Genomic DNA, 25,555 nt, shown 5'->3' on the forward strand with positions numbered 1-25,555 from the left:
AAAGGGGTTTTAATAACTGGCTTAAAGCTGAAAGCTTTCCGGAACCCCCAGCCTAGCTGGGGGTTTTCCATAGACAAAAAAAACCTGCGCATCCGCGCAGGTTGGTGCAAGAGACAGGTACGAAGAGCGTACCGAATAATCTCACCAATCAATACCTCTGGGATCTTGATTGTGGGCTTCGCGCGTCTGCATCGCCAGTCCGAAAACGCAAAGGAATAAACGGAAATGCAACGAGTTGTGTAAATTATCCGTTACTGTTACAGGTTCAGGCGAAACAAAAAAAAACCTGCGCATCTCTACGCAGGTTGGTGTAATTCGTGTGATCAACAATGACGTTGATTCCACCTATCAATACCTCTGGGATCACCACTCTATCAACCTGACTCGCTAGCCTGCCAGCAGACAATCGCAACAGCGCTTCGCAAACTGTAACGAAAGATTTGTATTGTCACTTTACAGACGCATTTCTCCCGTGCAGGTCACATTTGCCCGACACGGCGGGGCAAGAGGCTTGAACAGAGGTTCATTTTCCGTAAAACTGGCGTAATGTAAGCGTTTACCCACTATAGGTATTATCATGGCGACCATAAAAGATGTAGCCCGACTGGCCGGTGTTTCAGTCGCCACCGTTTCTCGCGTTATTAACGATTCGCCAAAAGCCAGCGAAGCGTCCCGGCTGGCGGTAACCAGCGCAATGGAGTCCCTGAGCTATCACCCTAACGCCAACGCGCGCGCGCTGGCACAGCAGGCAACGGAAACCCTCGGTCTGGTGGTCGGCGACGTTTCCGATCCTTTTTTCGGCGCGATGGTGAAAGCCGTTGAACAGGTGGCGTATCACACCGGCAATTTTTTACTGATTGGCAACGGGTATCATAACGAACAAAAAGAGCGTCAGGCTATTGAACAGTTGATTCGTCATCGTTGCGCAGCGTTAGTGGTACACGCCAAAATGATTCCGGATGCGGACCTGGCCTCATTAATGAAGCAAATCCCCGGCATGGTGCTGATTAACCGCATTTTACCGGGGTTAGAACATCGCTGTGTCGCGCTGGATGACCGTTACGGGGCATGGCTGGCGACCCGGCATCTGATCCAGCAAGGTCATACGCGTATTGGGTATATCTGTTCCAATCACACTATCTCTGATGCCGAAGATCGCCTGAGGGGCTATTACGATGCGCTGGCGGAAAGCCATATCCCGGCTAACGATCGGCTGGTGACGTTCGGCGAACCGGATGAAAGCGGCGGCGAGCAGGCGATGACTGAGTTATTAGGCCGCGGCAGACATTTTACCGCAGTGGCCTGCTATAACGACTCGATGGCGGCCGGCGCGATGGGAGTATTAAATGATAATGGCGTGGGGGTGCCGGGCGAAGTATCGCTCATCGGTTTTGATGATGTACTGGTCTCACGCTATGTGCGTCCCCGACTGACCACCATTCGGTATCCGATCGTCACCATGGCGACACAGGCGGCGGAGCTGGCGTTAGCGTTGGCGGGGAAATGCCCTACGCCGGAAGTAACTCATGTATTTAGTCCGACACTGGTACGCCGACATTCGGTGTCCACGCCGACGGATACCGGACACCTGTCGACAACCGATTAATCAGGGTAGCATGATGGCGACAATGCTGGATGTTTCCCGCCATGCGGGCGTATCAAAGGCCACCGTCTCACGGGTGCTGAATGGGACGGGGCAGGTAAAAGAAAGTACGCGCCAGAAAGTGTTTACGGCGATGCAGGTTCTGGACTATCGCCCCAACCTGCTGGCACGCTCGCTGGCGAATCGCACCAGCAACAGCATCGGTCTGGTCGTCTCTACGTTTGACGGCTTCTATTTCGGCAGTTTGTTGCGCCGGGCGTCGCGCCAGGCGGAGTTGCATAACAAGCAGTTGATCGTCACCGATGGTCACGATACGCCGGAACGAGAGCAGAAAGCCGTACAAATGTTGGCCGACAGACAGTGCGACGCTATTATTCTTTACACTCGCTATATGGATGAGCCGGCGATTTTGTCGTTGATTGACGCCACGGAAATGCCGCTGGTGATTATTAATCGCAACGTCACTCAGGCCCGCGATCGCGCTATTTTCTTCGAGCAGGAGACGGCGGCATTCCAGGCGGTGGAATATCTGATTACGCAGGGCCATCGCGATATCGCCTGTATTACGCTGCCTGTTCATACTCCCACCGGCACATCACGCGTAGCGGGTTATCGCAAGGCGCTGGAAAAGTATGGTATTCCGTGGCAACCGACAAAAGTGAAATACGGCGATTACACGCTGACGCGCGGCTATGACGCCTGCCGGGAATTACTGGAGGAAGGCGTCACGTTTAGCGCGCTATTCGCCTGTAATGATGACACGGCGCTGGGCGCGGCAAAAGCGCTGCGCCAGGCCGGATTACGCATCCCGCAGGATGTGTCGCTGTTTGGTTTTGACGATGCGCCGGGCGCAACCTGGCTTGAACCGGGGCTTTCAACAGTCTATTTACCCATTGAGGATATGATAGCCACCGCGATCGATCAGGCCGTTCGTCTGGCGAACAGCGAGCCGGTCGCCCCGATCCCGCCCTTTACCGGCACGCTGATTCTGCGCGAGTCCGTCGCCGCAGGCCCGTTTTTTCAACGTCCGGCCTAATGATGCGCTTCAGAGCATCTCCAGCGCTAACAGCTCTTCAATAGTCTGACGACGGCGGATCAGCCGCGCCTGTCCATTGTCAAACAGTACTTCCGGCAGGAGCGGGCGGCTGTTGTAATTCGATGACATAGACGCGCCGTACGCGCCGGTATCGTGCAATACGAGGTAATCGCCGGGGATGACCGCAGGTAAGGCGCGTGTTTCAACCATTCCCCCTTCCTGCTGCGTAAAAACATCGCCTGATTCGCATAGCGGCCCGGCGACCACCGTCTCGACCCACGGGCCATTTTCAAGCGCGCGACCATCCGCCGCCAGCGCCGAAATACGGTGATAGCTACCGTACATCGCCGGGCGCATCAGATCGTTAAAACCCGCATCTACCAGCACGAAATGGCGGCTTCCCATCTGTTTTACGCTACGCACCTGCGTTACCAGCACGCCCGATTGCGCCACCAGAAAACGTCCGGGTTCGATCTCAAGTTTGACCGCATGTCCCAGATGGCGGGCGATTTGCTCGCGCGCCGCGTTCCACAGGCCATAGTAATGGCGCGTATCAACGGGCTCTTCTCCCTCACGATAAGGTATCGAGAGTCCGCCGCCTGCCGAAATCGCCTCCACATCCTGACCACATTCCAGCACCTGGCGTACCATCGCGCCGCAAACCTGCTCCAGATGTCCATAATCGACGCCGGAACCAATGTGCATATGGATACCGACAAGTTTCAGTTGGTATTTCTGCATTATCGCCAGCGCCGCCGGAAGATCGCTATGCCAGATGCCGTGTTTGCTGTTTTCGCCCCCGGTGTTGGTTTTCTGGCTGTGGCCGTGACCGAAGCCAGGATTCACGCGCAACCAGACGCGATGCCCAGGCGAAACCTGACCAAGCTGCGTCAGCATATCTACCGAACCGGCATTGACCGGAATATGCAGTTCGCTGACGCGCGCCAGCGTGGCGGCGTCAATCACATCGGCGGTAAAAACGATATCATCAGGGCACGTTTGCGGATCGTAGCCCGCCGCCAGCGCACGTTCGATCTCCCCCAATGAAACAGAATCCACCTTGACGCCCTGCGCGCGCATTAAGCGCAGGATATGAATGTTCGAACAGGCTTTTTGCGCAAAACGCACGACGTCAAACTGCTGCAGGGCGGCTATCTGACGGCGAATAATGTGCGCGTCATAGACCCAGACCGGACAGCCGAATTCAGCAGGCAATCTGAGCAAATTTTCAGCGTTAAGGTCAGTTTCAGCGTGATAATGCGGCAATGACATAACAAACTCCGGAACAGGCTTTTTAACGATTACGCCATACCTTAGAAAGAATAAAAAATATCGTTTTATTGTCAGTCTATGCAAAAATGATATGGGATAAATGATTCAGGGAAACGTATGGCTGCCGTTAATTTACGTCACATTGAAATTTTTCATGCCGTAATGACCGCCGGAAATCTCACCGAAGCGGCGCGGCTGCTGCATACCTCGCAGCCTACCGTCAGTCGCGAGCTGGCGCGTTTTGAGAAAGTGCTGGGATTAACGCTGTTTGAGCGCACACGCGGGCGCTTACATCCGACGGTGCAAGGGCTACGCCTGTTCGAAGAGGTACAACGCTCCTGGTATGGGTTGGATCGCATCGTCAGCGCGGCGGAAAGTCTGCGCGAGTTCCGTCAGGGCGAGCTCTCTATCGCCTGCCTGCCGGTCTTTTCACAATCCTTTTTGCCGCCGCTACTACCGCCTTTTCTGGCGCGTTATCCGGATGTCAGCCTGAATATTGTGCCGCAGGAGTCGCCGTTGCTGGAAGAGTGGCTCTCCGCCCAGCGCCACGACTTAGGGCTGACGGAGACGCTTCATGCCCCGGCAGGAACAACCCGTACCGAGTTACTAACGCTAAATGAAGTGTGCGTACTGCCCTGCGACCATCCGCTTGCCGCCAAAACGGTACTGACGCCAGACGATTTTCAGGGGGAAAACTTTATCAGCCTCTCCCGCCTGGACAGCTATCGACAGTTGTTGGATACGTTATTTGCCGAACATCAGGTGAAGCGCAGAATGGTGGTGGAAACGCATAGCGCGGCCTCCGTCTGCGCGATGGTGCGCGCCGGGGCGGGCGTTTCGATCGTTAACCCGCTGACCGCGCTGGACTATGCCGCCAGCGGCGTCATCGTTCGCCGCTTCAGCATTGACGTGCCCTTTACCGTCAGCCTGATTCGCCCGCTACACCGCCCCGCCTCCGCGCTGGTTGACGCCTTCAGTCAGCATTTACAAACGCATCTTTCGCGCCTGGTCGAACCACTGGAGGTTATTCTGGGGCCGATGACGAAAGCATAAAGCTCACGGCATCTGCGGCATGAATTGCCGTGGTATCGAAAACCGGTAGCGCGCTTTGCGTCTGGGGAACAAGCAAACCTATTTCAGTGCAGCCAAAAATAACGCCCTGCGCGCCTTGCGCAGCCAGTTGTTCGATAACCTGTAAATAATAGTGGCGCGACACGTCAGTGAATGTCCCCTGACAGAGCTCGTCAAAAATCACCTGATTGATACGCGCCCGATCGTCCGCCTCCGGCACGATGGTCTCAATCGCAAATTGCTGTTCCAGCCGCCCGCGATAAAAATCCTGCTCCATCGTATAGCGGGTCCCTAATAGCGCCACGCGATGCAACCCCTGACGGGCGATGGCTCGCCCGGTAGCATCCGCAATGTGTAGGAAAGGCAGAGAACAACGAGATTCAATAACGTGCGCGATTTTATGCATGGTGTTGGTACACAGCACAATGCCTTCTGCGCCCGCCTGCTGTAACCCCTGGGCGGCCTGCGCCAGGATATCGCCCGCTTTATCCCACTCGCCGCGGCGTTGACATACTTCAATATCGTGGAAATCTACGCTATGCAGCAGTAAGCTCGCCGAGTGCAGGCCTCCCAGCTGCTGTTTAATGCCTTCATTGATTAAACGGTAATAAGGGATAGTCGATTCCCAGCTCATCCCCCCCAACAGCCCGATCGTTTTCACTGCGCTCTCCTTTTTTTAAAGCATTATGGCAGTGAAGCAAACTTACACATCCGTTTCCAGTCTATTTTTCATCATGCCGGATAACAGGCGTCATCCGGCATGGGAGGGGTGATTACACGCCAATATTTCTTAGCTTCTCGCCCGCCATCAGCTTGCGTTCGATGTGCTCCAGGGTGACATTTTTGGTTTCCGGAATCAGCCAGAAGGTGATGCCGATAAAAGCGATATTCAGCGCGGTGTAAAGCCAGAATGTACCTGCCGCGCCAATGCTGTCCAACAGTGTCAGGAATGTCGCGCCGATGATCATGTTCGATACCCAGTTTGTCGTGGTTGAACAGGTAATGCCAAAATCACGGCATTTCAGCGGCTGGATTTCCGAACACAGTATCCACACCACCGGAGCGGCGCTCATCGCGTAACCGGCGATACACATCATCGTCATCCCAACGGAAAGCCAGGAGAGGCCGCTTGATGCCGTACCGTTATCAAACTGCATCAGGCAGTAGCCCAACACCAATGTCCCTAACGCCATTACGCTGAAACCGATTTTTAACGCCGGTTTACGCCCGGCCTTATCGACCGTAAAGACGGCGATAAACGTCGCGAACATAAAGGTCAGCCCGACCACCAGCGTGGCGATCATTTGCTGTTCCGTGGTGGTAAAGCCGGCCATTTTAAAAATGCGCGGCGCATAGTACATAATGATGTTCATGCCGGTGAACTGCTGCATTGCCTGTAGCAGCATACCGAGGAACACGGCGCGACGAACATTGCGGTTAGCTTTAAATAATGCCCACCCGCCCTGCTTGAGTTTGAGGCTTTCCCGAATCTCATTCAGTTCATCACGGGCTTTTTCCGAGGTATCGCGCAGCATACGCAGCACCTCTTCCGCTTCAATATGGCGACCTTTTTGCGCCAGCCAGCGCGGACTATTCGGCAGGAATACCACCAGAATAATGAGCAACACCGCAGGCAGCGCCAGTACGCCCAACATCGCGCGCCAGTTGCCGCTGTAGCTGAATGCCGTATCGGATAAAAAAGCCAGCACAATGCCTAACGTCACCATCAGTTGATACATACTGATCATTTTGCCGCGAACATTTTCACTTGCCATTTCAGAGAGATAAAGCGGCGCGGTATAGGAGGCAATCCCTACTGCTACGCCCAGTATCACGCGGGCGCCAATCAATACTTCCACGCTGGAAGCAAACGCCGACCCCAGCGAGCCGAGCACAAACAAAATCGCGCCGGCCATCAGGCTATACTTACGCCCCAGCCGGAATGAAAGCCAGCCGTTAAATAATGCGCCAATTGCCGCGCCAAGCATCATACTGCTGACGACCCATTCCTGCAGCCGGCTGGTCAGTACGAAATGGTCGGTAATAAAAGGCAGCGCCCCGGCGATAACGCCGATATCCAGACCAAATAACAGTCCCGCTACCGCTGCAGAAACCGAAACAAACATATTCATACGTCGTGTGTCGCGAAGCGAACGCGGCGTTAAAGCAGAGTCATGATTAATAGAGACCATATTTTCCTGCCACAACAGAGTAAGACATAGCCTGAAAGTACGGGATACTCTTCCTCAAGTGTCAGGCTGGAAACGGCATAAATATGGATTAAATGGCTACGCTATAGCGATATGTGATGGATATTACACTTTTTAAATTTAACGCCGTTGCCGGGTATTTTTTTAAACCACCAATATTTCAATGAATTAAACCATTGATCATAGCTATTATTTAACAATATATGGATTAAGTTAAACCCACAATATGGACTATGCTAATGAGATCATAAAAAAACCCTGTACGAGGACAGGGCTTTATCAGTTTTTTCGGCCAAAGAGTCGACTTTCCCAGAAACGCATTTGTCAGTAGCGGATTAACGCGCCAGCCAACCGCCATCTACCGCTATGGTATAGCCGTTAATATAATCAGCGGCGCTGGATGCCAGGAAGACTACCGGCCCCATTAAATCGCCCGGTAGCCCCCAACGTCCAGCCGGAATACGGTCGAGAATTTCGGCGCTACGTTGTGCATCAGCGCGCAATTGCTGGGTATTATTCGTGGACATATAGCCCGGTGCGATGGCGTTCACATTGATATTGTGTTTCGCCCACTCGTTCGCCATCAGACGTGTTATTCCCATTACGCCGCTTTTCGATGCGGTATAAGACGGAACGCGAATACCGCCCTGGAAGGAGAGCATAGACGCGATATTAATAATTTTGCCGCCGTTGCCCTGGGCAATAAAATGTTTTGCCGCCGCCTGAGACATAAAGAACACGCTCTTGATGTTCAGGTTCATGACGTCATCCCAGTCTTTTTCCGTGAAATCAATCGCATCTTCACGACGGATTAAACCCGCGTTATTCACCAGAATATCAATATGACCGTATTCCGCCACCGCCCGTTCCAGTAATGCCGGAATACCATCGATTTGACGCAGATCGGCTGTCAGGCTTAAAAAACGACGTCCCAGAGCGGTGACGCGCGCAATAGTTTCCGTCGGTTCAACAATGTTAATACCGACAATGTCACAGCCCGCTTCCGCCAGCCCTAACGCCATCCCCTGCCCCAATCCGGTATCGCACCCCGTCACAACCGCGACTTTACCCTCAAGAGAAAATGCATTCAAAATCATTGTTAATCCTTATTTTTGTCATGCCTGTCACGCACAGGCGTTATCACCGGTCGCGACTAGCGCAGATCTTGTACCGCAACGTGATCCATGTCATCGAAGACCTGATTTTCTCCCACCATGCCCCAAATAAACGTATAGGCTTTGGTGCCAACGCCAGAATGTATTGACCAGCTTGGGGAAATAACCGCCTGTTCATTACGCATCACAATATGACGGGTTTCCTGAGGCTGCCCCATCATATGGAAAACGCAACTGTCCTCTTCCATATTGAAATAGAGGTACACTTCCATACGGCGCTCATGGGTATGGCATGGCATGGTGTTCCATAGATTGCCGGGCGCCAGTTCGGTGAGTCCCATACTGAGCTGACAGGTTTCCAGTACATCCGGTACGAAGTATTTATTGATGGTGCGACGGTTACTGGTGAGGTTATCGCCTAAGGTGACGGGCGCAACGTCGGCAGGCGACACTTTTTTCGTCGGATAAGCGGTATGCGCTGGCGCGCAGTTGTAATAAAACTTCGCCGGTCTGCTCGCCTCATTGCTGACGAAGACCAGCTCTTTCGCCCCTTTACCAATATACAGAGCATCACGATGACCAATGTCATGGCGCTGCCCGTCAACGATAATGGCGCCCGCGCCGCCAATATTAATGACGCCCAGCTCGCGGCGGTCCAGTAACCGGGAAACGCCAAGCTGTTTACCCACCTCTCCGCCGATTTCAACGGGATGGCTGACGGGCATAATGCCGCCGACAATAATACGGTCGATATGGCTGTAGACCATCGTATATTCATCAGCGACAAAAATATTTTCTATTAAAAACTCGCGTCGCAGCGCCTGGGTGTCCAGCGTTTTAGCGTGCTCGCTATGGATACTTTGCCTTACGTCCACCTTTCCCTCCAATGATAAATCGATCGCAATGGCATAAAATCAAAACACTGTTTTGATTTATTTAACGGCATCATAGTCGCCTGGATAAAGGTTTTCAACAATAAATAAAACAACGTTTCATTTTTATGTCTGGTTATTTTTAAAACTGCTGTAGCGATCACGATCGGCGCTAAAATTTACGCACTTGTCTGATTTTCAGACATGTGCGCCAGATGCTGTATGCGGTTACTCAGATAAAAATTGGAGCTTGTTTTGGAACGGGGTCTGATGTGCGAATTGAATTAAAAGCGGTATGCGTCTGCAATGCCCGACGCGGCAAGACGTTCTGCGCTATAACGAAAAAGGGGGTTCTGTCACTGGCTTTGCCCTCGTGATAGAGGGCTTTTTATAACGGAATACTGAAGCAGGAAAAGGGTGGCTGGCGTAGGATCAGTCGCGTTCAATGGTTAAAGCAACGCCCTGGCCGCCACCGATACACAGCGTCGCCAGGCCTTTACGCGCGTCGCGTTTAACCATTTCGTGCACCAGTGAAACCAGAATTCGACAGCCGGAAGCGCCAATGGGATGCCCCAGCGCAATCGCGCCGCCATTAACGTTTACCCGTCGCTCATCCCATTCCAGCATTTTTCCTACCGACAACGCCTGGGCGGCAAACGCTTCGTTGGCTTCGATAAGGTCGACCTCCGTCAGTTGCCAGCCGGCGCGCTCCAGACAGCGCCGGGTAGCATATACCGGCGCAATCCCCATTAGCGCAGGATCGACGCCGACGCTGGCAAACGCGCGAATGCGCGCCAGCACCGGCAACCCCAGCGCCTGGGCTTTCGCCTCGCTCATCATCATCACCGCGGCGGCGCCATCGTTGATTGAGGAGGCATTACCCGCCGTCACCGAACCTAAACTATCAAACGCCGGATGCAGCAGGGCTAACCCCTCCGCACTGGCGTCGGCCCGCGGTTGTTCATCCGTATCGACAATTGCGGTCTGCCCATTACGTTGCGTGACGATGGGGACAATCTCATCTTTAAAACGTCCGGTATCAATCGCGGCCCTGGCTTTTTGCTGCGAACTGAGCGCATAAGCATCCTGTAACTCGCGGCTGATGCCATATTCCCGCGCCAGGTTTTCTGCCGTCACGCCAATGTGATAATCGTTGAAGGCATCCCATAAGCCATCATGTACCAGACTATCCACCAGATTGTCGGCATCAGGCAACGCGCCGGTACGACTGTCATTGAGGACATGCGGCGCACGGCTCATATTCTCCTGCCCGCCCGCGATAACAATGTCCGCTTCGCCGCACTGAATAGCCTGCGTCGCCAGGTGCAACGCTTTTAAACCGGAACCACAAACGTCATTAATGGTAATGGCGGAAACGGTAGTCGGCAGCCCTCCTTTGATGGCTGACTGGCGCGCCGGATTCTGCCCGGCACCAGCCGTCAGCACCTGACCGAGGATGACCTCATCGATAGCGTTAGCGTCCACGCCGGTGCGCTCAATTAACGCTTTTACGACCATGCTCCCCAGCTCGACGGCGGAATGACGGGCCAGCGTTCCCTGAAAACAGCCGATGGGTGTCCGTAAAGCCCCCACTATCACAACCTCTTTCATTACCACCTCAGCGCAAAATGACACCGCCATAGTAGAGCATTGTTAAAATTAGTTATCTTGATTGTTTAAAAAAAGTGAGTTTTATCACAAAGGAAATGACGCTGATTTGACGGTGACGCAGCTTATTTCTGCTGCAAATGGTAGCGAAGCCAGTTCCCCGCCGTTCCGGGCGGCGTTTTCTTGTTCCACAGCAAATCAATAGCAATCGCCCTCGGCCAGCCAGGAACATCCAGCTGCGCCAGCGGTTTTTCCGCCGCAAACTCTTCCACCAGCGCGCAGGGCAATACGCACCAGCCAAATCCCTGAACCGCCATGCTCAACAGCAATAAATAGTTTGGCGCTGACCAGGCCGGGCCGCGCGTAATGTTGGCGTTAGAGTCAAGATAGGTATTCAGACGCAGCTCGCGCCAGGTATGCAGTTGTTCCCATTGCAGGTTCGTCTGCGACGCCAACGGATGCGTGGTCGCCACATAAACCCCCATCCAGCTTTGAACAGGCAGACGCGTCGCGCCAATGTTTGTGGGATAGTCATCACGCGCTTCAATCAGGCCTATCTGGGCGCGCCCTTTTTGCAGCAGGTCGATGACATCATCATTTTCTCCGATCAAGCATTCAAACTCGGTATGCGGAAATTGACGATCAAACTGCGCCATTAACTCTTCCAGACTGTCAGGGTGCAGGGTATCAGAGAGGACGAACGTGAGTCTTGCCTCCGTCTCGCCGGATAACGTCAGCGCCACCTCATCCAGACGATCGCTCGCCGATAAAATAGCCTGAACATAGCTAAGCACCCGTTTTCCTTCTTCGGTCAGAACGGGCTGGCGCGAAGATCGATCAAATAATGAAAATCCCAGATCCGCCTCCAGATGCGCAATGGCGGTACTAATGGTGGACTGGCTTTTACGCAGGCGGCGCGCCGCCGCAGAAAACGAACCGCAAGAGACGGTCTCAACAAATGCCATTAACGCTTCAGGTGAGTAACGCATAACCTATCTACTTTATCGATGGATGTTATCTTTTAGGTATCACATTAAACGATAAAATAGCGGAAATTTCTTTAGCTTGATTAAGAGTAAGGTTTTTTCGTTTATGCAACATGACGCCATACAACGTCGCTCGCTGCCGGAGCGTATTTTCCATGCTGTCTGTTTTGAAGGTATTGCGACTGCGATACTGGCGCCAACGACCGCCTGGCTAATGCAGCGCTCGGTGCTGGAGATGGGCGGCCTGACGATATTGCTGGCAACGACGGCCATGATCTGGAATATCATTTATAACGCTCTGTTTGATCGACTGTGGCCCGCGCATCAGGTGAGACGAACCGCCAAAGTGCGCGCACTCCATGCGTTAGGATTTGAAAGTGGGTTTATTGTCATTGGCGTGAGTATTGTCGCCTGGGTACTGAATGTCAGCCTGCTACAAGCATTCACCCTAGAAATTGGTTTCTTCCTGTTCTTTTTGCCGTACACGATGCTGTACAACTGGGCGTACGATGTTTTACGCCAGCGAATAGTGACCCGCCGCCAACAGCGCGTTAGTGCATGATATTGCTCTTTTTTGCCGGGATCGCAACGCTCCCGGCCCTCCTCCTCCACGACATCCATCTGCTTAAAACGCCCCCAACTGACGCTATTTATGGTAAATTGCGCTTCTTTTTGTGTGTTTTATAGTTGATAAATTCAAATAATGTCTAAAATTTGGTCAAAAGATGAGACTCTCTGGAGTTTTGCATTATACGGAACGGCTGTAGGCGCAGGCACTCTTTTCCTTCCCATCCAGTTGGGATCGGCAGGCGCAATCGTGCTATTTATTACCGCGCTGGTCGCCTGGCCGCTGACATACTGGCCGCATAAGGCGCTGTGTCAGTTTATTCTTTCCTCAAAGACTTCTGCCGGTGAGGGAATTACTGGCGCCGTTACTCATTATTACGGCAAGAAAATCGGCAGTATTATTACCACGCTTTATTTCATTGCGTTTTTTGTCGTGGTATTAATTTATGCTGTGGCGATTACCAATTCCCTGACAGAGCAATTAGCGAAGCATATTCAGATAGATATTCGCATCCGGATGGCAGTTAGCTTCGGCGTAGTACTTATCCTGAATATGATTTTCTTAATGGGAAGACATGCCACTCTTCGCGTAATGGGCTTTTTAGTCTTTCCACTTATCGCTTACTTCTTGTTCCTTTCGCTCTACTTAACCGGAAGCTGGCAACCCTCGTTACTGACCGGGCAGATGTCTTTGGATAGTCACACGTTGCACCAGGTATGGATTTCTATTCCGGTGATGGTTTTTGCTTTTAGCCATACGCCCATTATTTCGACGTTTGCCATCGACAGACGGGAAAATTTTGGCGATCAGGCCATGGATAAATGCAAAAAGATCATGAAGGTCGCCTATCTGATTATCTGCCTGAGCGTGCTGTTCTTTGTCTTTAGCTGCCTGCTCTCCATTCCGCCGTCATACATTGAAGACGCGCGCAACGAAGGCGTTACCATCCTTTCCGCGCTCTCGATGATGCCCAATGCGCCGGCCTGGCTCTCTATTTCCGGTATTATCGTTGCCGTCGTGGCCATGTCGAAATCTTTCCTCGGCACCTATTTCGGCGTCATTGAGGGCGCAACCGAAATGGTAAGAACCACCCTACAGCAGGTTGGCGTGAAAAAAAGCCGGGCGTTCAATCGCGCGCTGTCTATCATGCTGGTTTCCGGGATTACGTTTATTATTTGCTGTATTAACCCGAATGCCATCTCTATGATTTATGCCATTAGCGGCCCGCTCATTGCGATGATTCTGTTTATTATGCCCACGTTGTCAACGTACCTGATACCGGCATTGAAACCCTACCGTTCAGTAGGCAATTTCATTACGTTGGTCGTCGGTTTACTTTGCGTATCGGTGATGTTTTTCGGCTAAAGTAAAAGATAGCCGGGATATAGCTCCCGGCTATTTAATATAAGAATCCAGCACCTTTAATATTACGTCCAGATCTTCTTCACGTCTGGCTTCATCACTCTGATGAACGATATGCTCGGTCAGATGCCCTTTAATCACCTCACGCATTAAGCCATTTACCGCGCCGCGAATCGCCGCGATCTGTTGTAACACGGCCGCGCATTCATGCGGTTCATCCAGCATTTTTTTTAGCGCTATCACCTGTCCCTGAATCTTGCTGGTTCTGGCTTTAAGCTTTTGTTTGTCCCGGATGGTATGTGACATTGCAACACCTCACTAACATTAACGAATACAAATTATAGCATTACGATGCTACTGGGGGGTAGTATTCCATACTGGGGGGGAGTAGAATGACGCCCCACATAAAACAACTAAGAATCATTCTCATGGGTGAATTTTCGACACTTCTTCAGCAAGGAAACGGCTGGTTCTTCATTCCCAGCGCCATTTTATTAGGTATTTTGCACGGGCTTGAACCAGGGCACTCCAAAACTATGATGGCGGCTTTTATCATTGCCATTAAAGGTACGGTTAAACAGGCTGTCATGCTCGGTCTGGCAGCAACGCTTTCTCATACCGCGATCGTCTGGTTAATCGCGCTGGGTGGGATGTATCTTAGCCGGGCATTCACCGCACAATCAGTGGAACCATGGCTGCAGTTAATTTCTGCGATTATTATTCTGAGCACCGCGTGCTGGATGTTCTGGCGGACATGGCGAGGCGAGCAGCAGTGGCTGGCGGGAAACCACGACCACGGCCATGACCATGACCATGACCATGACCATGACCATGACCATGACCATGACCATGACCATCATGGTCACATACATCCGGAAGGCGCAACGTCAAAAGCGTATCAGGATGCCCATGAACGCGCCCATGCTGCCGATATTCAACGCCGTTTTGATGGTCAAACAGTGACTAATGGACAGATCCTGCTGTTCGGACTGACCGGAGGGCTTATCCCCTGTCCGGCTGCGATCACCGTTTTACTGATTTGTATCCAGCTTAAAGCGTTTACGCTGGGCGCCACGATGGTGCTGAGCTTTAGTCTTGGCCTGGCATTAACGCTGGTGACGGTAGGCGTTGGCGCGGCGATAAGCGTTCAACAGGCAGCAAAGCGCTGGAGTGGTTTTTCGACGCTTGCCCGGCGGGCGCCCTATTTTTCGAGCATTCTGATTGGTCTGGTCGGCGTGTATATGGGAATTCATGGCTATACCGGGATCATGCAGTAAATATGTAACGCTTCTGCTCAGGCCGTATCATTCACTTCGGGTTTCATTCCAGAAGCGTTTTTACTTATCAAACGGTATGAAAGGCCATACATTCAGCGTCCCGCCTGAATTCTGTATTTTACTCCACTACACCACAGGCAAAACATACCCCACCGCCACCGGGTTTAGCCGGAGTGTCAGTGTTTCTGGATAGGATCGCCGGAGGCGGGTTACTACGGAGCGATAAACGGAGTTCGCTGCAATGATTTACAAAACCGGGTACCAAACAGCAGTTCCCGTAATCGGTTCCGCATTCCCAGCTTCACCAGTAACCGGTATTTGTCCTGCCAGATTTGCTTCTCCTGCGTATTCAGCCTTCCACACAACGCTGACAACCTTCCCCGTCCACGGTAAACTTCCTGAAGCAAGCGTAACTGGGCCAGGCTCACTCCGCATGCCAGTATCTCCCGGTGCATCAACTGGTCCATATAGTTCATCAACCGCTTCGGATTGTTAAATATCGGTGGCACTTCCAGAAAGCCCGTCACCGGAGCCGGAGATAACAAAAAGGCGTCCAGCCCTCCTGTCCTGCGCAGGCGTGCGCCCCCGGCCCACTGTTCATCCCGCCGCCACCGAATAAGTATCTCCGCCAATTCCTGCTCCAGCAGCGCCGGGATGCCGCCGTATACCTTCAGTACCACCCGGTCGCTGAAAAACAGCTCATCGCTGATAATCATAACCGGGTAGTCCGGCAGTATCTGTCTCAGGGAATAGAACAAAAAGAGATGTTCACGGGGACGCAGACACAGTATCAGTATGGCCTCCGGTTTCCGACGTAATTGCTGCAACAGAACAGGCAGCCTGTATGCGGTTTCACAGTTGCAGCCCGGCAGAAATCTCCGGACCAGGTGTGCCACGGCGATCGTCACCGGCCAGCAGTCACCGTAAACGATAATCTGCCGGGCCGGTATCCGGTTATGTTCCGTCATCCTCATCCTCCTTCTTTTTCAGGATCTTTCCCGCATTTCTGTTACTGCACAGCCGGTTCCACAGTTCATTTGCCATCGACCTGTCACCATTACCGACCCGGCGTTTTGATACCGGCGGCGGTCCGGCTTTTTCACGGCGCGTGGACGGGGTGGGACTGTCAAGAACCCGGATAACATAAATCTCATAGCGTCGTGCTTTATTGGGCAGGGTCTGGTGACGGCAGATGCTGACCACCCGCGATGTTTTGCTTCGCAGATAGGCAATCAGGTAGCTGGCCCGTCTGGCCGTGATGTGAAACGCCTCTGCTATCTGGTTACGCTGAACCCAGTTCTGCTGCAACAGGCACCAGTGTGCCACGATGATATACAGGGGCTCGCCGGCATACTGGCGGACACTTACCGGAATAAAACAGGCATCATGGTTGGTCTGTCCGGGATAATGAATATCGTTACCTGAAAAAACTATCTTCCCTTTTGATTTATCAGAAGACATGCAAACTCTCCGTTTTTTTAGTGAAAAAGACCGAGAAGAAAAAAATAATCATAAAGATAAATTTATAGCTATTTTTTAATTAACTATCAGGAAATGGTATTTAATCCTGCTAATTGTAAGTAACAATCACTGTCATTGCGGCTGAAAAAGCACCTGTTTTAATTACCGCACCGGGTATAGCTTCGACCTTTGCTTTATACTGTTTTATAATTCTGCCACCGGCACCGTTATCAAGATGGATAGATCCCATATCTGTTTTCACATTAAATTTAACTGGTGTGTTATTATCTACATCCATTACCGACAGTCTGAAACCATTGTTTTCTTGTTTATTATTCTTAAGAATCACGGTGCTGTCAGCATCTGCCAGTGTCAGACCGTTGGTCCTGAACTCTATAGCCAGTGGGGCGACGAACGGGATCTGCGTTCCGACATTCTGTTGTGCTGTAACGGTGAAAGGTACTTCCCTGGGCACCATGGTTTCCTTATATTCCGTATAAAAATGCCCCATTTTGATAGTATTAGAAGGAGAGATAATAACCGTGCCTGAGTTGTCAGGAATAAACCTGAGATTAAACGCAGAAACAGTTAAAGGTCTGAATGAAACAGATGGGGGGCTTACACCATTTGGGTCATAGGGTAATATGTTAATCGTGCTTGATGGTATAGTTATGTTCAAAAAGTTATTCTTAAACGCCTGATACACAAATATACGAAACGTCAGCGTTCCGCTCCGGTTATATGTTTTCTCCGGGTCCATATATTGCCCGAATACTTTTGAGCTGCTCCAGCCAGAAAATCCTGCCTGTATCTCTTTCCATGTAAATGTTACGGAAGCCGACGTCCCTTCCTGAACAGTGATATCCATGCCGAGACCGCTTTTTCTTAGTGCAGTTACTACCTCCCCCATATTGTAAAGATTAAGAGTTGTGTAGTAAGAGGGTCCGTAACTTTTCCATTTTGTATAACAGGTATAACTAATGGGAACGGTAACGCTCTGCAGCTCCTGACCAGTGAAGAATGTTCCACCCTTCAGATTAATATTCTGAATGCCGACATGTCCATTCGCGTCACAATATGACCATTCGATATTTGCACTCGCAGAATCACAGACAGCAAAGAAAAGAAACACACCTGACAGTATCAGTGATTTCATATTGAATAATCGTCCTGTCATGATGTCGCCCCTGCGTCCTTAAACGCGCAGTTCAGGGCATCGCAGGCGTAGCGATTCATCTGCAGTCCACCGTAATCATCAATATACCCTACCCACAGCGTCCGGGTTTCTGCCGGCAGAACAGCCTTTAAAGGCAGGCTCCCCAGGGGCGGCACCATCACGCCCTCGCTGAAACCGCTGAGCCTGTGGCTACGGTCTGCTCCCAGCCACGCCACAGTGATGTAGTACGGCGTCGGGTTTCTGAGGGTCAGGTGTCCCGCATTCCGCTCAGCAGTCAGCTTTCTTTCCGGCTGGTCATTGCTGCTTCTGATAATGGCTTTCGGACGGTAAAACAGTTTCAGCTGGCTCTGCATGGCCAGCTGCAGGACGTTGTCGTCTTCCGGCTTCGGGGGAACGCCCCGCACGTTAAACCAGAACAGCGTTTCCCTGTCCTGAGGGAGCTTATCTGTCAGCCCACGAACCTGGGTGATACGGACCTGGGATTTCTGTCCGGCATCAATACGCTGCAGCGGCGGCAGCGCCATCAGCGCATCGGTTCTCACCCCGTCAGCGTCCGTCACCCAAGACTGCGCCAGAAACGGCGTGGTTTTGTCATCGTTATTCAGCGTGATGGCCACCGTTTTCTGCGGCGCATCCATGATAATACGGGTCCGGTCGACATTGACGGCCGCCGGGCTGCACTGGCTCCATGCTGCCGCCAGCGCGAGTAAAATCACACGGCTTCTTCTGCTGTTTTTCACCTGTTTTCTCCGTTAGTCCTGCTCTGTGACAGGGATATTTTTATCTGCAGGGCAGTAACAGCGGCCCCCGGCTGAGTGTCACCGTTTCCGGCAGGGTGAGTCTGCACTGCACCCGGCCATCCCAGGACACATTCAGGGTCCGGCGGTCTTCCCCGCTGAGACCTGTCAGGTAGGCCAGACCGCCATCTCCGACCATCCCCGCGGTTCTGCCGCTTTTCCCGGACACTACCATGGCGCCAAACGGCGGACTGGCACCATCAGCCAGTCGGATATGACCGAGCACCTGCTCCCCCTGGCTGGCGTCAATCTTCCGGTAGCCCACCGCGCCCTCCGTCAGCACCTGGCTGATGACGGAGCTGCTGACGTCCACGCCCTCCGGCAGGGCGGCCACATCAACCGAAATATCGCTGCGCCGATAGCTGCTGCCGGCGCTCACCACGCCCACCCCGAAGCGGTTGGTCACCCCGCTGTTGCCGTTCACCGGTACACCGGCCACGTCTCCAGTATCTATCATCATGCGAGGCTCATTCCCGGCCATCGACTGGCTGAAGGCGGCGCCGTGGGCGGTGGCGGTCACCGAGCCGTACCAGCTCAGGCCCAGGCTGCGGTACTGTCCGGGCTGCAGGGTGGCGTCCGCTGCCGCCTGGCCCCACGGCAGACGGCTCTGCACGCTGCCGCTGAAGCTGCTGTTACTGCCGGTGTCATAGCGGTTATGACCGGCGCTGATGTTCCATGTGGTGTCCGGGTTATGGAAATCGCTGTAATTCACGGTCTGCTGCAGGCCGCCCCGGTTATCCTTCTGCACGCTGTAGCTCACCTGGCGGCTGTCGCCCCACGGGATACTGATGGTGGCGTAGACCTGGTTCTGGCTCCCCCCGCCGGTGTACTGGTTACGGGCAAACGACACCGAGGCCGAGAGCCCCTGAAGGTCGCCGAGACTGAACACTTTGTTGAAGCTGAGCATGTAGTTATTGTTGGACTGCGCATTCCAGTAATTGAGCCGGCTTACCGAGAGGGCCGCGCTCATGTTGAGTACCGGAACGGACTGGCTGTAAGTCACGGTGTAGCTCTGTTTTTCATGCCATGCATCGCCGCCGTCAGTGGCCCGACGCTGCAGGTACTCCGGCATGGACAGAAAATGGCGGTCCGAGAAGCGGTATCCGACGAACGCCAGGGTACTGCCGGTTTTATCAAACGTTTTGGCATAGTTGATACGGTAGCTGTAACCGGACTGCTTCTGCCCATGCGGCAACCGCGCATCTGAGCGGGTGACGTCCGCAGACAGAGCGCCCAACAGCCCCATATTCTGGCCGATCCCGAGCGCCGCGGACTGGTAGTCGCCGGTGGAGGCAATGAGGCCGCCATACAGCGACGTGTTGTTAAATGCTCCCCAGGTGGCCTCCCCGAGCAGAAAGTCAGGGCTGACCGTGCTGTTGTTATGCGTCCCGCCGTACAGCGGACGTCCGGCGGCCACCTTATAGCGAACCTGTCCCTGGCGTGCCATAAAGGGGACGCTGGCCGTGTTGACCTGCCATGTCCGGACGCTACCGTTGCTTTCCCGGACGCTGACATCCAGGTTGCCGCTGATATTCTGGCTCAGGTCGGGAAGCTCAAAAGGCCCCGGCGACACCCGGGTCTGGTACAGAATGCGACCATTCTGGCTGACGGTAACCTGTGCATTACTGTTCGCAATGCCGCTGATTTTCGGGGCATACCCCTGAAGAGAGGGCGGCAGCATGCGCTCATCGCTGGCCAAAGTGAGCCCGGCAAAGCGGAAGGAGTCGAAAATAGCGGAGCTGAGGTACGTCTGTCCGAGCGTCAGTTTTGAGCGCAGTGCTGGCAGGGCACGGAACAGATACGTCTGCGGCAGATAAAAATCGGACTGTGATGCGCCCCGCCCACTGTCAAAACGGCTGTACTGGTAATCGCTCCGCAACCGCCAGGCGCCGAGATTAAACCCGGCGGTGCCGTAGAGGCTGTAGCTGGTAGAGGTCTCCCCCTGCTGCGGCATATAGCGATTGGCCATCAGGCTGTAATCGAGCAGGCCGGCGGTGACGCCGTCGCTCCAGCGTGAAGGGGGCACCCAGTCCGGGTCCTGATAACGCATCCAGGCCTGGGGGATAATGAAGGTCAGACGCTGATTTTCAGCGCTGTACCGTACCTGACTGTCAGCGGAGCGCAGCTCAAGGCATTGCCCGTTCGGGATACCGGTAACGGGTTTCAGGCCATGAATAATCTTATCCTTAAGACCCAGCATGGCCACCATGTCTGTTGTCACACAGATGACGGCCGCGTCGCGTCCGGCCACCGGTACAACTCTGACCGGATACTGTTCCCGTACCGGCTGGTCATTGAGCCAGATATCGAGAATATAGTTACCGGGCGCCACATACCCCTCGCGACTGAAGGCCGTGAGGTCCACGTTAGACAGGTTCCCGCTGTCCAGCAGGCTGGCATTGAACTCCGTGGCCTGCGACTTCAGGACGGAAAATGTCAGGGTAATCAGAATGGCAAGCCGGGTAATTTTCATGGCATGGCGCTTTCGTGTTGTCGTCCGTGTAACAGACAGCCCGCAGGCACAGTCAGATATAAAAGCCGTCCGATCCCCTCCGTGGACGGCTTCTCCCTGTCGTTATTTACCGCGTAAAATCACAAGTATTTCAGGGTGTAGGTGACGGAGGCGTTAACATCGCCAGGAGTTGCGGCATCTGTCAGGGCTATCAGGCGGGCAAAGAAGTTGAGTTCGTTATTCCCGGCCTGCAGTTGCTGGGCGTCGCCATCCGGCATCGGGGTATTGGGTGTAATCAGTGAGGTGTTGTCACTTTTCAGAAGCTGCACACCAACATGCTGGGCACTGCCGGTGCTGACGTAAGCTTTACCTGAGGTATCAGCTGTGCCACTGAAAGAGACGGTTACTTTAGACATTTTCCCTGCGGAGCCGGCTATTGTAGTTTCATTCGGATCGAAGGCGCAGTTCTGCAGATGAATGGTGAACGGTTTTGAGTCCGTGGTTGCATTGGCGGTATTCAGTTTACGGTAAGAAATCTGTCCAAACGGAACGGTGATTGCATCGTCGCCCGGTGCGATATCACAGGGTGAGTTGGTGATGGTACCAGTGAAAAGAATTTTACCTGAGCCGAACGGGCCTGCTGTGGGTGTAGTATCGGCGGCAAATACAGAAGCGCCATACATCATACCGGCAGCCGCCATGGCAAGTATTATTTTATTACGCATAGATAATATGTCCTTTGGGTGAATGAGAATTATTTTGCAAAGGCTGAAAACAAATCTGAGGGTATTAATGAAAGCGTTCAGAAAAGATTCGTATGAATAATAAACGCCGGGTGTTAAACGAAGCACCTGAACTTTCCATCGAAAAATATTGATTTCAGCTAATGCCTAATCAGTTGTAAGAAAATTCTTATTCAAATTAAAACAATAAAAATAGATCGATACGATCGATGATTATGATCGTAATTTAAGAATAATCATCAAAGAAATACTTTTTAATGTAATTATAAGCGGATGAATACCTAACAGACAGATATTCGCAGCGGGCATGAAATATTTTGTAATATGTTATCGGGAATGTATGTTTTGCTTTTCCATTACACTGGATATTTACAAAACATAATACTAATCATATATAACAATGAAATTACTGGTAGCATAAAAAACTAGATATAACGCAAGTAAAAGGCATTTAATTCCAAAACATTAACTTAATAAATCATTATGAACCATCATAAGTGGAAGGAATAAAAAATAATAAATGAAATGATATTCTTCTGTATTTGTGATGGGCATCACAATAGATATAAATGCAGGTACCCTGACATTCCTGAACTTCGCGGATGAAATTTAAAAACAATGCCGACAGCAAAGAACAAACTGGTAATAGCTGTCAGACATAATGCTGCCTGCTGTAATATATACAGCAGGCTGGGGGATATTAATGCGCGGAATCGTGCTGCACGGGGGCCGTGGGTAATTCCTGAACTGACTGAGAATCCACAATTATGCCATCCTGAGCTGATTTCAGTATCAGACCTGCCTGATAGTATTTTCCTTCGTTCATCAAGGAAAGCGCTGTGGTCACATCCTTACGGGTTTGCTGAAGAGGAATGAGTTCCTGATTTTCAATCATACTGACGCCTGCTAGTTTCAGGGCCTCTATAGTCCCTTTTTTATCTCCTTCTTTCATTTTCTGGTTTGCTTTATTAATAGCATCATTTTTCTGCCCCGCAGGGAGATAATCTTCGGCTACCGTAATCGATGAATTTATCCGAATATAGCGGTCTCCTTCAACTGGGGCTTTTTTATCTGATTTGACATACAGATTCCAGTCAGTGCTGTCATCGTTCAGGAGTTTTTCTGCTTGCGCAGCCAGTTGTTCCGCCTTTTGGGTTCGACCATTAAACAACTCGAATCGCGACATTCCGATATCACGCATGGCCTGCCAGGCCTGTCCGGATATCTTGTCATTATTCAGAGTAACGTTATCAGTCATGTTTGTTGCGGCCATAATATTTCCTGAAAACAGGATAACCATCAGCGCAACGCCCGGTATAATATGGCTTTTCATAATCCATCATCTCCACAAAGTAACATTTTTTATCGGGTTATCCTATTCAGAACCGGTAACCCACGCCAAGATTAAAGCCGTTGCTATTAAGGCTTCCGCTGTTATGGGTAGCATCAAAATCCGCACCCTCATAACCCAGATTTATAGCGACATTACTGACCGGGGTATAAGCCACGCCTGCAGAATAACCATATCCGACCTTACTGTCAGACTCATTTATTCCGTGATCACGCTGATGCAATAATACGGGGCCCACTTGACTATACAGACTTAACTGGTTATTTATTTTCCATGAGGGGCCTGCAAGCAGGGAGTAATAACGAGTTGTTACACGACCATTACTGCTTTCATCGGAATAGCGCTGGCTTCCATTTAGCCAGGCAAATGAGGTTGTCAGCCCCCAGTCCGGTGACATTTCATAGTTGTTTGCCAGCCGAACCCCACGCAACGTCCCGGCGTGATTAGTATGGGACTGGGCGTATCCAAGCGAAAATGTACTGGCATTATCGTCTGCCCATACCGGACTGGCTGCAGCAGACAGCAGAACAATACCGGCACTTCCGGCTAATAGCATTTTGTTCATCTTCTTCTCTCCGGTTATTTTTACCTGATGCCTTACTGGCATGTATTAAGTTAAAATCTTTCCGTGATAACAAACTATAAATAAATCTTTTAAATTATGAGCACTGTTACGCCAGCAAATATCTTTGTCTGCGGCTGTCGGGAGGCTATTCACGAAAATATATCCAGGCCAGAAACAGCATTTAATAATAAATAAACTGAAAAATAAAAACTGACAAAAATAGAAGTTCACTGATATATACCCAAAATAATTTGAGTTGCTTAAAGGCGGCAAGGGAGTGAGTCCCCAGGAGCATAGATAACTATGTGACTGGGGTGAGCGACAAATCTGCCGGGAGCAGATTTGAACGTCGCGTGCGACGGCCCGTCAGGGCGAGGCCCATGGATGGACTGAGTAATCCGTAGCCAACACATAAGCCACTTGAAGTATGAAGGGTATATAACGGGAAAGAAGGCATATCGGCCTGGTAAATCAACGTCTGTGACTTAGTTGCAGGAAACGGCTATGGTGAGGGGGGGGCGGCAGTTATCGGGCAGTAACGGCATTGTTCAGTGAGTATCCAGGAAACAAAAAAAGAAGGGAGCGGTACTCCCTTCGTAAACATGTCAGAATACGACATTTTGGTACTCTTTTATTTATTATCTGGCCGTAAAAGTTATGCTGTTGGCAGGTATCTCCAGTCAACATAAAAAAATACCACCAGCTAAAAATGTGATGCAAACCACCATTAAGCAGGTAACCAAACTGACTGTGCCACTAAATCCGGAAAAGAGTTTGAATCCGGGGATAACATCTGATGCAGAAATTAGCACCAGTCTTCGATTCGGATACCCGGAATGCGTTCAAACTCGCGGAGATTGTTTGTGACGACGACCAGTCCGCGGCTACGGACATGGCCAGCAATCATCTGGTCATAAGGCCCGACAGGTGTTCCCTTGCGGGCCAGTTCGGCACGGATTTGACCGGTATGTATCGCCAGCCTGAAGGGGCATGTTGGCTTTGACGATCAGGCAAAAAACAACGGCGAATAAAGTCATATGATGATCTTCACATTTATCATCATCAGCGTTCATATTACTCAACCTGTAATCAACCTCTGGCGTTTTTCTGTATCCATCACAACCATTTCCGGTAAAGGTAAAAAAGGATTTGAACCTTTCCGGAGATGATAATGAAGGTAAATGCATGGACAATTTTGCTTATGTCGGCGCATCTGACGGCCTGTACCGTCCCTGGCACAGAAAAATATCAGACCAGCATGGACAGCGTTACGGCAGAAAAAGTAAGCCGGATTATCCAGTCGGATGTCATTCCTTATAAAGGCGAAAACCATGGAGAAGTTATCAGCCGCGTATCGTCTGCTTTTCTCGGAACACCTTATCAGGCAAATACGCTCATCGGTGGGCCCGGAACCCCCGAAGTCCTTGTAGCGAATTTCAACGGCGTGGACTGCTTTACCCTGGCTGATTACGTTGAGGCCCTGGCCCGCAGCGATAATCAGAAATCGTTTCTGCATAATCTTGCCAGGACTCGCTACGCCGCGGGCAAAGTTGCTTATCTCAGCCGCAGGCACTTCTTCTCTGACTGGTTCGCCGCAGCACCGCGTAATGCACGGGATGTAACGCCGTATATCAGCCCTGATTATATCGTTGTTGACAAGCAGCTTAACCATAAACCTGATGGCGGCGAGTACATTCCTGGTCTGGGCATCCATCCTCGTAAAATAAATTATATTCCCGGAAGAGCCATCAACCAGCAGGTCATGAACCACCTAAAAAACGGGGATTATATCGGTGTCTACTCCCCGCTTGACGGGCTGGACGTTTCACATGTGGGTATCGTAGTTCGTCATGATGAACAGGTGTGGTTCAGGAACGCCTCCTCATTGGCCGCAAACAGAAAAGTAGTGGACACACCGTTTATGGAATACATGCATTCCAGACCGGGCATCGTTGTGCTGCGGGCTGAATGATAAAGTCATTACCGGAGTCGCCAGCGGATAATAGCCGTCCGACATAGGCATTGAAAC

23 protein-coding genes and 1 pseudogene are annotated in these 25,555 nt (G+C 51.7%); 7 read left to right on the forward strand and 17 right to left on the reverse strand.

From position 1 onward, the window contains the following. Positions 1-577 precede the first annotated feature (577 nt). Together galR and ACLJZ5_RS07255 are read left to right on the forward strand one after the other, a co-directional pair. A complete protein-coding gene (gene galR / locus ACLJZ5_RS07250; protein WP_000201028.1) occupies positions 578-1,606 on the forward strand; it encodes an HTH-type transcriptional regulator GalR in 1,029 nt (342 codons plus the stop codon). 10 nt (positions 1,607-1,616) lie between these two features. After that, positions 1,617-2,639: a LacI family DNA-binding transcriptional regulator gene (locus tag ACLJZ5_RS07255; protein ID WP_077914060.1), complete on the forward strand. Its 1,023-nt coding sequence runs from the start codon at positions 1,617-1,619 to the stop codon at positions 2,637-2,639. Positions 2,640-2,648: 9 nt separating this feature from the next. Here the strand turns inward: ACLJZ5_RS07255 and lysA are convergent, their stop codons facing one another. Further along, complete coding sequence (gene lysA / locus ACLJZ5_RS07260; RefSeq protein ID WP_031617852.1) at positions 2,649-3,911, reverse strand: diaminopimelate decarboxylase; 1,263 nt, start codon at positions 3,909-3,911, stop codon at positions 2,649-2,651. A 117-nt stretch (positions 3,912-4,028) separates the two neighbouring features. On the opposite strand from lysA, the gene ACLJZ5_RS07265 reads away from it, so the two are divergent. Continuing rightward, positions 4,029-4,964, forward strand: coding sequence for a LysR family transcriptional regulator (locus ACLJZ5_RS07265; RefSeq protein ID WP_024797767.1), 936 nt, complete (start codon positions 4,029-4,031; stop codon positions 4,962-4,964). Here the strand turns inward: ACLJZ5_RS07265 and ACLJZ5_RS07270 are convergent. From ACLJZ5_RS07270 to ACLJZ5_RS07295, 6 genes are all read right to left on the reverse strand, one after another. Further along, the gene (locus ACLJZ5_RS07270; protein WP_024797768.1) at positions 4,936-5,643 is read right to left on the reverse strand and encodes an aspartate/glutamate racemase; all 708 of its coding nucleotides are present in this window, start codon (positions 5,641-5,643) and stop codon (positions 4,936-4,938) included. The two genes, ACLJZ5_RS07265 and ACLJZ5_RS07270, sit on opposite strands and share 29 nt — an antisense overlap. A gap of 112 nt (positions 5,644-5,755) precedes the next feature. Then, entirely contained in the window at positions 5,756-7,174 is a 1,419-nt protein-coding gene (gene araE / locus ACLJZ5_RS07275; RefSeq protein ID WP_000253650.1) for an arabinose-proton symporter AraE, read from the reverse strand. 353 nt (positions 7,175-7,527) lie between these two features. After that, entirely contained in the window at positions 7,528-8,289 is a 762-nt protein-coding gene (gene kduD / locus ACLJZ5_RS07280; RefSeq protein ID WP_000602490.1) for a 2-dehydro-3-deoxy-D-gluconate 5-dehydrogenase KduD, read from the reverse strand. A 56-nt stretch (positions 8,290-8,345) separates the two neighbouring features. Beyond that, the gene (kduI, locus tag ACLJZ5_RS07285; RefSeq protein WP_000383270.1) at positions 8,346-9,182 is read right to left on the reverse strand and encodes a 5-dehydro-4-deoxy-D-glucuronate isomerase; all 837 of its coding nucleotides are present in this window, start codon (positions 9,180-9,182) and stop codon (positions 8,346-8,348) included. A gap of 429 nt (positions 9,183-9,611) precedes the next feature. Further along, the gene (locus ACLJZ5_RS07290; protein WP_000665980.1) at positions 9,612-10,790 is read right to left on the reverse strand and encodes an acetyl-CoA C-acetyltransferase; all 1,179 of its coding nucleotides are present in this window, start codon (positions 10,788-10,790) and stop codon (positions 9,612-9,614) included. 122 nt (positions 10,791-10,912) lie between these two features. After that, entirely contained in the window at positions 10,913-11,776 is an 864-nt protein-coding gene (locus ACLJZ5_RS07295; protein WP_023138777.1) for a LysR family transcriptional regulator, read from the reverse strand. Positions 11,777-11,879: 103 nt separating this feature from the next. Between ACLJZ5_RS07295 and ACLJZ5_RS07300 the strand changes: the two genes are divergently transcribed. Together ACLJZ5_RS07300 and ACLJZ5_RS07305 are read left to right on the forward strand one after the other, a co-directional pair. Beyond that, positions 11,880-12,335, forward strand: a complete 456-nt coding sequence (locus ACLJZ5_RS07300; protein ID WP_001519547.1) for a multidrug/biocide efflux PACE transporter — start codon at positions 11,880-11,882, stop codon at positions 12,333-12,335. A gap of 141 nt (positions 12,336-12,476) precedes the next feature. Continuing rightward, positions 12,477-13,706: an amino acid permease gene (locus ACLJZ5_RS07305; RefSeq protein WP_000036837.1), complete on the forward strand. Its 1,230-nt coding sequence runs from the start codon at positions 12,477-12,479 to the stop codon at positions 13,704-13,706. A gap of 30 nt (positions 13,707-13,736) precedes the next feature. Here ACLJZ5_RS07305 and rcnR read toward each other — a convergent pair whose 3' ends face one another. Further along, a complete protein-coding gene (gene rcnR, locus ACLJZ5_RS07310; RefSeq protein ID WP_000019953.1) occupies positions 13,737-14,009 on the reverse strand; it encodes a Ni(II)/Co(II)-binding transcriptional repressor RcnR in 273 nt (90 codons plus the stop codon). Positions 14,010-14,131: 122 nt separating this feature from the next. Here rcnR and ACLJZ5_RS07315 point away from each other — a divergent pair, with 122 nt between their 5' ends. Then, complete coding sequence (locus tag ACLJZ5_RS07315) at positions 14,132-14,980, forward strand: nickel/cobalt efflux protein RcnA (RefSeq protein ID WP_025714788.1); 849 nt, start codon at positions 14,132-14,134, stop codon at positions 14,978-14,980. 212 nt (positions 14,981-15,192) lie between these two features. Here the strand turns inward: ACLJZ5_RS07315 and ACLJZ5_RS07320 are convergent, their stop codons facing one another. The 9 genes and pseudogenes from ACLJZ5_RS07320 to vapC all read right to left on the reverse strand — a co-directional run. Continuing rightward, entirely contained in the window at positions 15,193-15,948 is a 756-nt protein-coding gene (locus ACLJZ5_RS07320; RefSeq protein WP_024798162.1) for a transcriptional regulator, read from the reverse strand. Continuing rightward, positions 15,935-16,441, reverse strand: a complete 507-nt coding sequence (locus ACLJZ5_RS07325) for a CaiF/GrlA family transcriptional regulator (RefSeq protein ID WP_000093333.1) — start codon at positions 16,439-16,441, stop codon at positions 15,935-15,937. Before ACLJZ5_RS07325 ends, ACLJZ5_RS07320 begins: the two co-directional genes overlap by 14 nt. Positions 16,442-16,550: 109 nt before the next feature. Beyond that, the gene (locus tag ACLJZ5_RS07330) at positions 16,551-17,618 is read right to left on the reverse strand and encodes a fimbrial protein (RefSeq protein ID WP_024798161.1); all 1,068 of its coding nucleotides are present in this window, start codon (positions 17,616-17,618) and stop codon (positions 16,551-16,553) included. Further along, positions 17,615-18,358, reverse strand: coding sequence for a fimbrial biogenesis chaperone StdC (gene stdC, locus ACLJZ5_RS07335; protein ID WP_024798160.1), 744 nt, complete (start codon positions 18,356-18,358; stop codon positions 17,615-17,617). Before stdC ends, ACLJZ5_RS07330 begins: the two co-directional genes overlap by 4 nt. Positions 18,359-18,398: 40 nt before the next feature. Beyond that, on the reverse strand, positions 18,399-20,888 hold the full coding sequence (gene stdB / locus ACLJZ5_RS07340; protein ID WP_024798159.1) for a fimbrial outer membrane usher protein StdB: 2,490 nt from the start codon (positions 20,886-20,888) through the stop codon (positions 18,399-18,401). A gap of 119 nt (positions 20,889-21,007) precedes the next feature. Beyond that, complete coding sequence (locus tag ACLJZ5_RS07345; protein WP_017441094.1) at positions 21,008-21,592, reverse strand: fimbrial protein; 585 nt, start codon at positions 21,590-21,592, stop codon at positions 21,008-21,010. A gap of 718 nt (positions 21,593-22,310) precedes the next feature. Continuing rightward, positions 22,311-22,943 carry a YfdX family protein gene (locus tag ACLJZ5_RS07350; protein ID WP_024798158.1) on the reverse strand — a complete coding sequence of 211 codons (633 nt, stop codon included), beginning with the start codon at positions 22,941-22,943 and terminating at the stop codon, positions 22,311-22,313. A 46-nt stretch (positions 22,944-22,989) separates the two neighbouring features. Continuing rightward, complete coding sequence (locus ACLJZ5_RS07355) at positions 22,990-23,526, reverse strand: STM3031 family outer membrane protein (protein ID WP_001038499.1); 537 nt, start codon at positions 23,524-23,526, stop codon at positions 22,990-22,992. Positions 23,527-24,331: 805 nt separating this feature from the next. After that, positions 24,332-24,502: pseudogene (gene vapC / locus ACLJZ5_RS07360) on the reverse strand (tRNA(fMet)-specific endonuclease VapC); the annotation flags it as partial. A gap of 189 nt (positions 24,503-24,691) precedes the next feature. Between vapC and ACLJZ5_RS07365 the strand changes: the two are divergent. Next, positions 24,692-25,498, forward strand: a complete 807-nt coding sequence (locus ACLJZ5_RS07365; protein WP_077914059.1) for a DUF1460 domain-containing protein — start codon at positions 24,692-24,694, stop codon at positions 25,496-25,498. Positions 25,499-25,555: the final 57 nt, after the last annotated feature.

Source organism: Salmonella sp. 5800 (genome assembly GCF_046558195.1).
GTDB classification, from domain to species: domain Bacteria; phylum Pseudomonadota; class Gammaproteobacteria; order Enterobacterales; family Enterobacteriaceae; genus Salmonella; species Salmonella enterica.

Coding starts and splice junctions, on each gene's coding strand:
- galR (WP_000201028.1), top strand. CDS start 578: ATGGCGACCATAAAAGATGTAGCCCGACTGGCCGGTGTTTCAGTCGCC.
- ACLJZ5_RS07255 (WP_077914060.1), top strand. CDS start 1,617: ATGATGGCGACAATGCTGGATGTTTCCCGCCATGCGGGCGTATCAAAG.
- lysA (WP_031617852.1), bottom strand. CDS start 3,911: ATGTCATTGCCGCATTATCACGCTGAAACTGACCTTAACGCTGAAAAT.
- ACLJZ5_RS07265 (WP_024797767.1), top strand. CDS start 4,029: ATGGCTGCCGTTAATTTACGTCACATTGAAATTTTTCATGCCGTAATG.
- araE (WP_000253650.1), bottom strand. CDS start 7,174: ATGGTCTCTATTAATCATGACTCTGCTTTAACGCCGCGTTCGCTTCGC.
- kduD (WP_000602490.1), bottom strand. CDS start 8,289: ATGATTTTGAATGCATTTTCTCTTGAGGGTAAAGTCGCGGTTGTGACG.
- ACLJZ5_RS07290 (WP_000665980.1), bottom strand. CDS start 10,790: ATGAAAGAGGTTGTGATAGTGGGGGCTTTACGGACACCCATCGGCTGT.
- ACLJZ5_RS07295 (WP_023138777.1), bottom strand. CDS start 11,776: ATGCGTTACTCACCTGAAGCGTTAATGGCATTTGTTGAGACCGTCTCT.
- ACLJZ5_RS07300 (WP_001519547.1), top strand. CDS start 11,880: ATGCAACATGACGCCATACAACGTCGCTCGCTGCCGGAGCGTATTTTC.
- ACLJZ5_RS07305 (WP_000036837.1), top strand. CDS start 12,477: ATGTCTAAAATTTGGTCAAAAGATGAGACTCTCTGGAGTTTTGCATTA.
- rcnR (WP_000019953.1), bottom strand. CDS start 14,009: ATGTCACATACCATCCGGGACAAACAAAAGCTTAAAGCCAGAACCAGC.
- ACLJZ5_RS07315 (WP_025714788.1), top strand. CDS start 14,132: ATGGGTGAATTTTCGACACTTCTTCAGCAAGGAAACGGCTGGTTCTTC.
- ACLJZ5_RS07320 (WP_024798162.1), bottom strand. CDS start 15,948: ATGACGGAACATAACCGGATACCGGCCCGGCAGATTATCGTTTACGGT.
- ACLJZ5_RS07325 (WP_000093333.1), bottom strand. CDS start 16,441: ATGTCTTCTGATAAATCAAAAGGGAAGATAGTTTTTTCAGGTAACGAT.
- ACLJZ5_RS07330 (WP_024798161.1), bottom strand. CDS start 17,618: ATGACAGGACGATTATTCAATATGAAATCACTGATACTGTCAGGTGTG.
- stdB (WP_024798159.1), bottom strand. CDS start 20,888: ATGAAAATTACCCGGCTTGCCATTCTGATTACCCTGACATTTTCCGTC.
- ACLJZ5_RS07345 (WP_017441094.1), bottom strand. CDS start 21,592: ATGCGTAATAAAATAATACTTGCCATGGCGGCTGCCGGTATGATGTAT.
- ACLJZ5_RS07350 (WP_024798158.1), bottom strand. CDS start 22,943: ATGAAAAGCCATATTATACCGGGCGTTGCGCTGATGGTTATCCTGTTT.
- ACLJZ5_RS07355 (WP_001038499.1), bottom strand. CDS start 23,526: ATGAACAAAATGCTATTAGCCGGAAGTGCCGGTATTGTTCTGCTGTCT.
- ACLJZ5_RS07365 (WP_077914059.1), top strand. CDS start 24,692: ATGATAATGAAGGTAAATGCATGGACAATTTTGCTTATGTCGGCGCAT.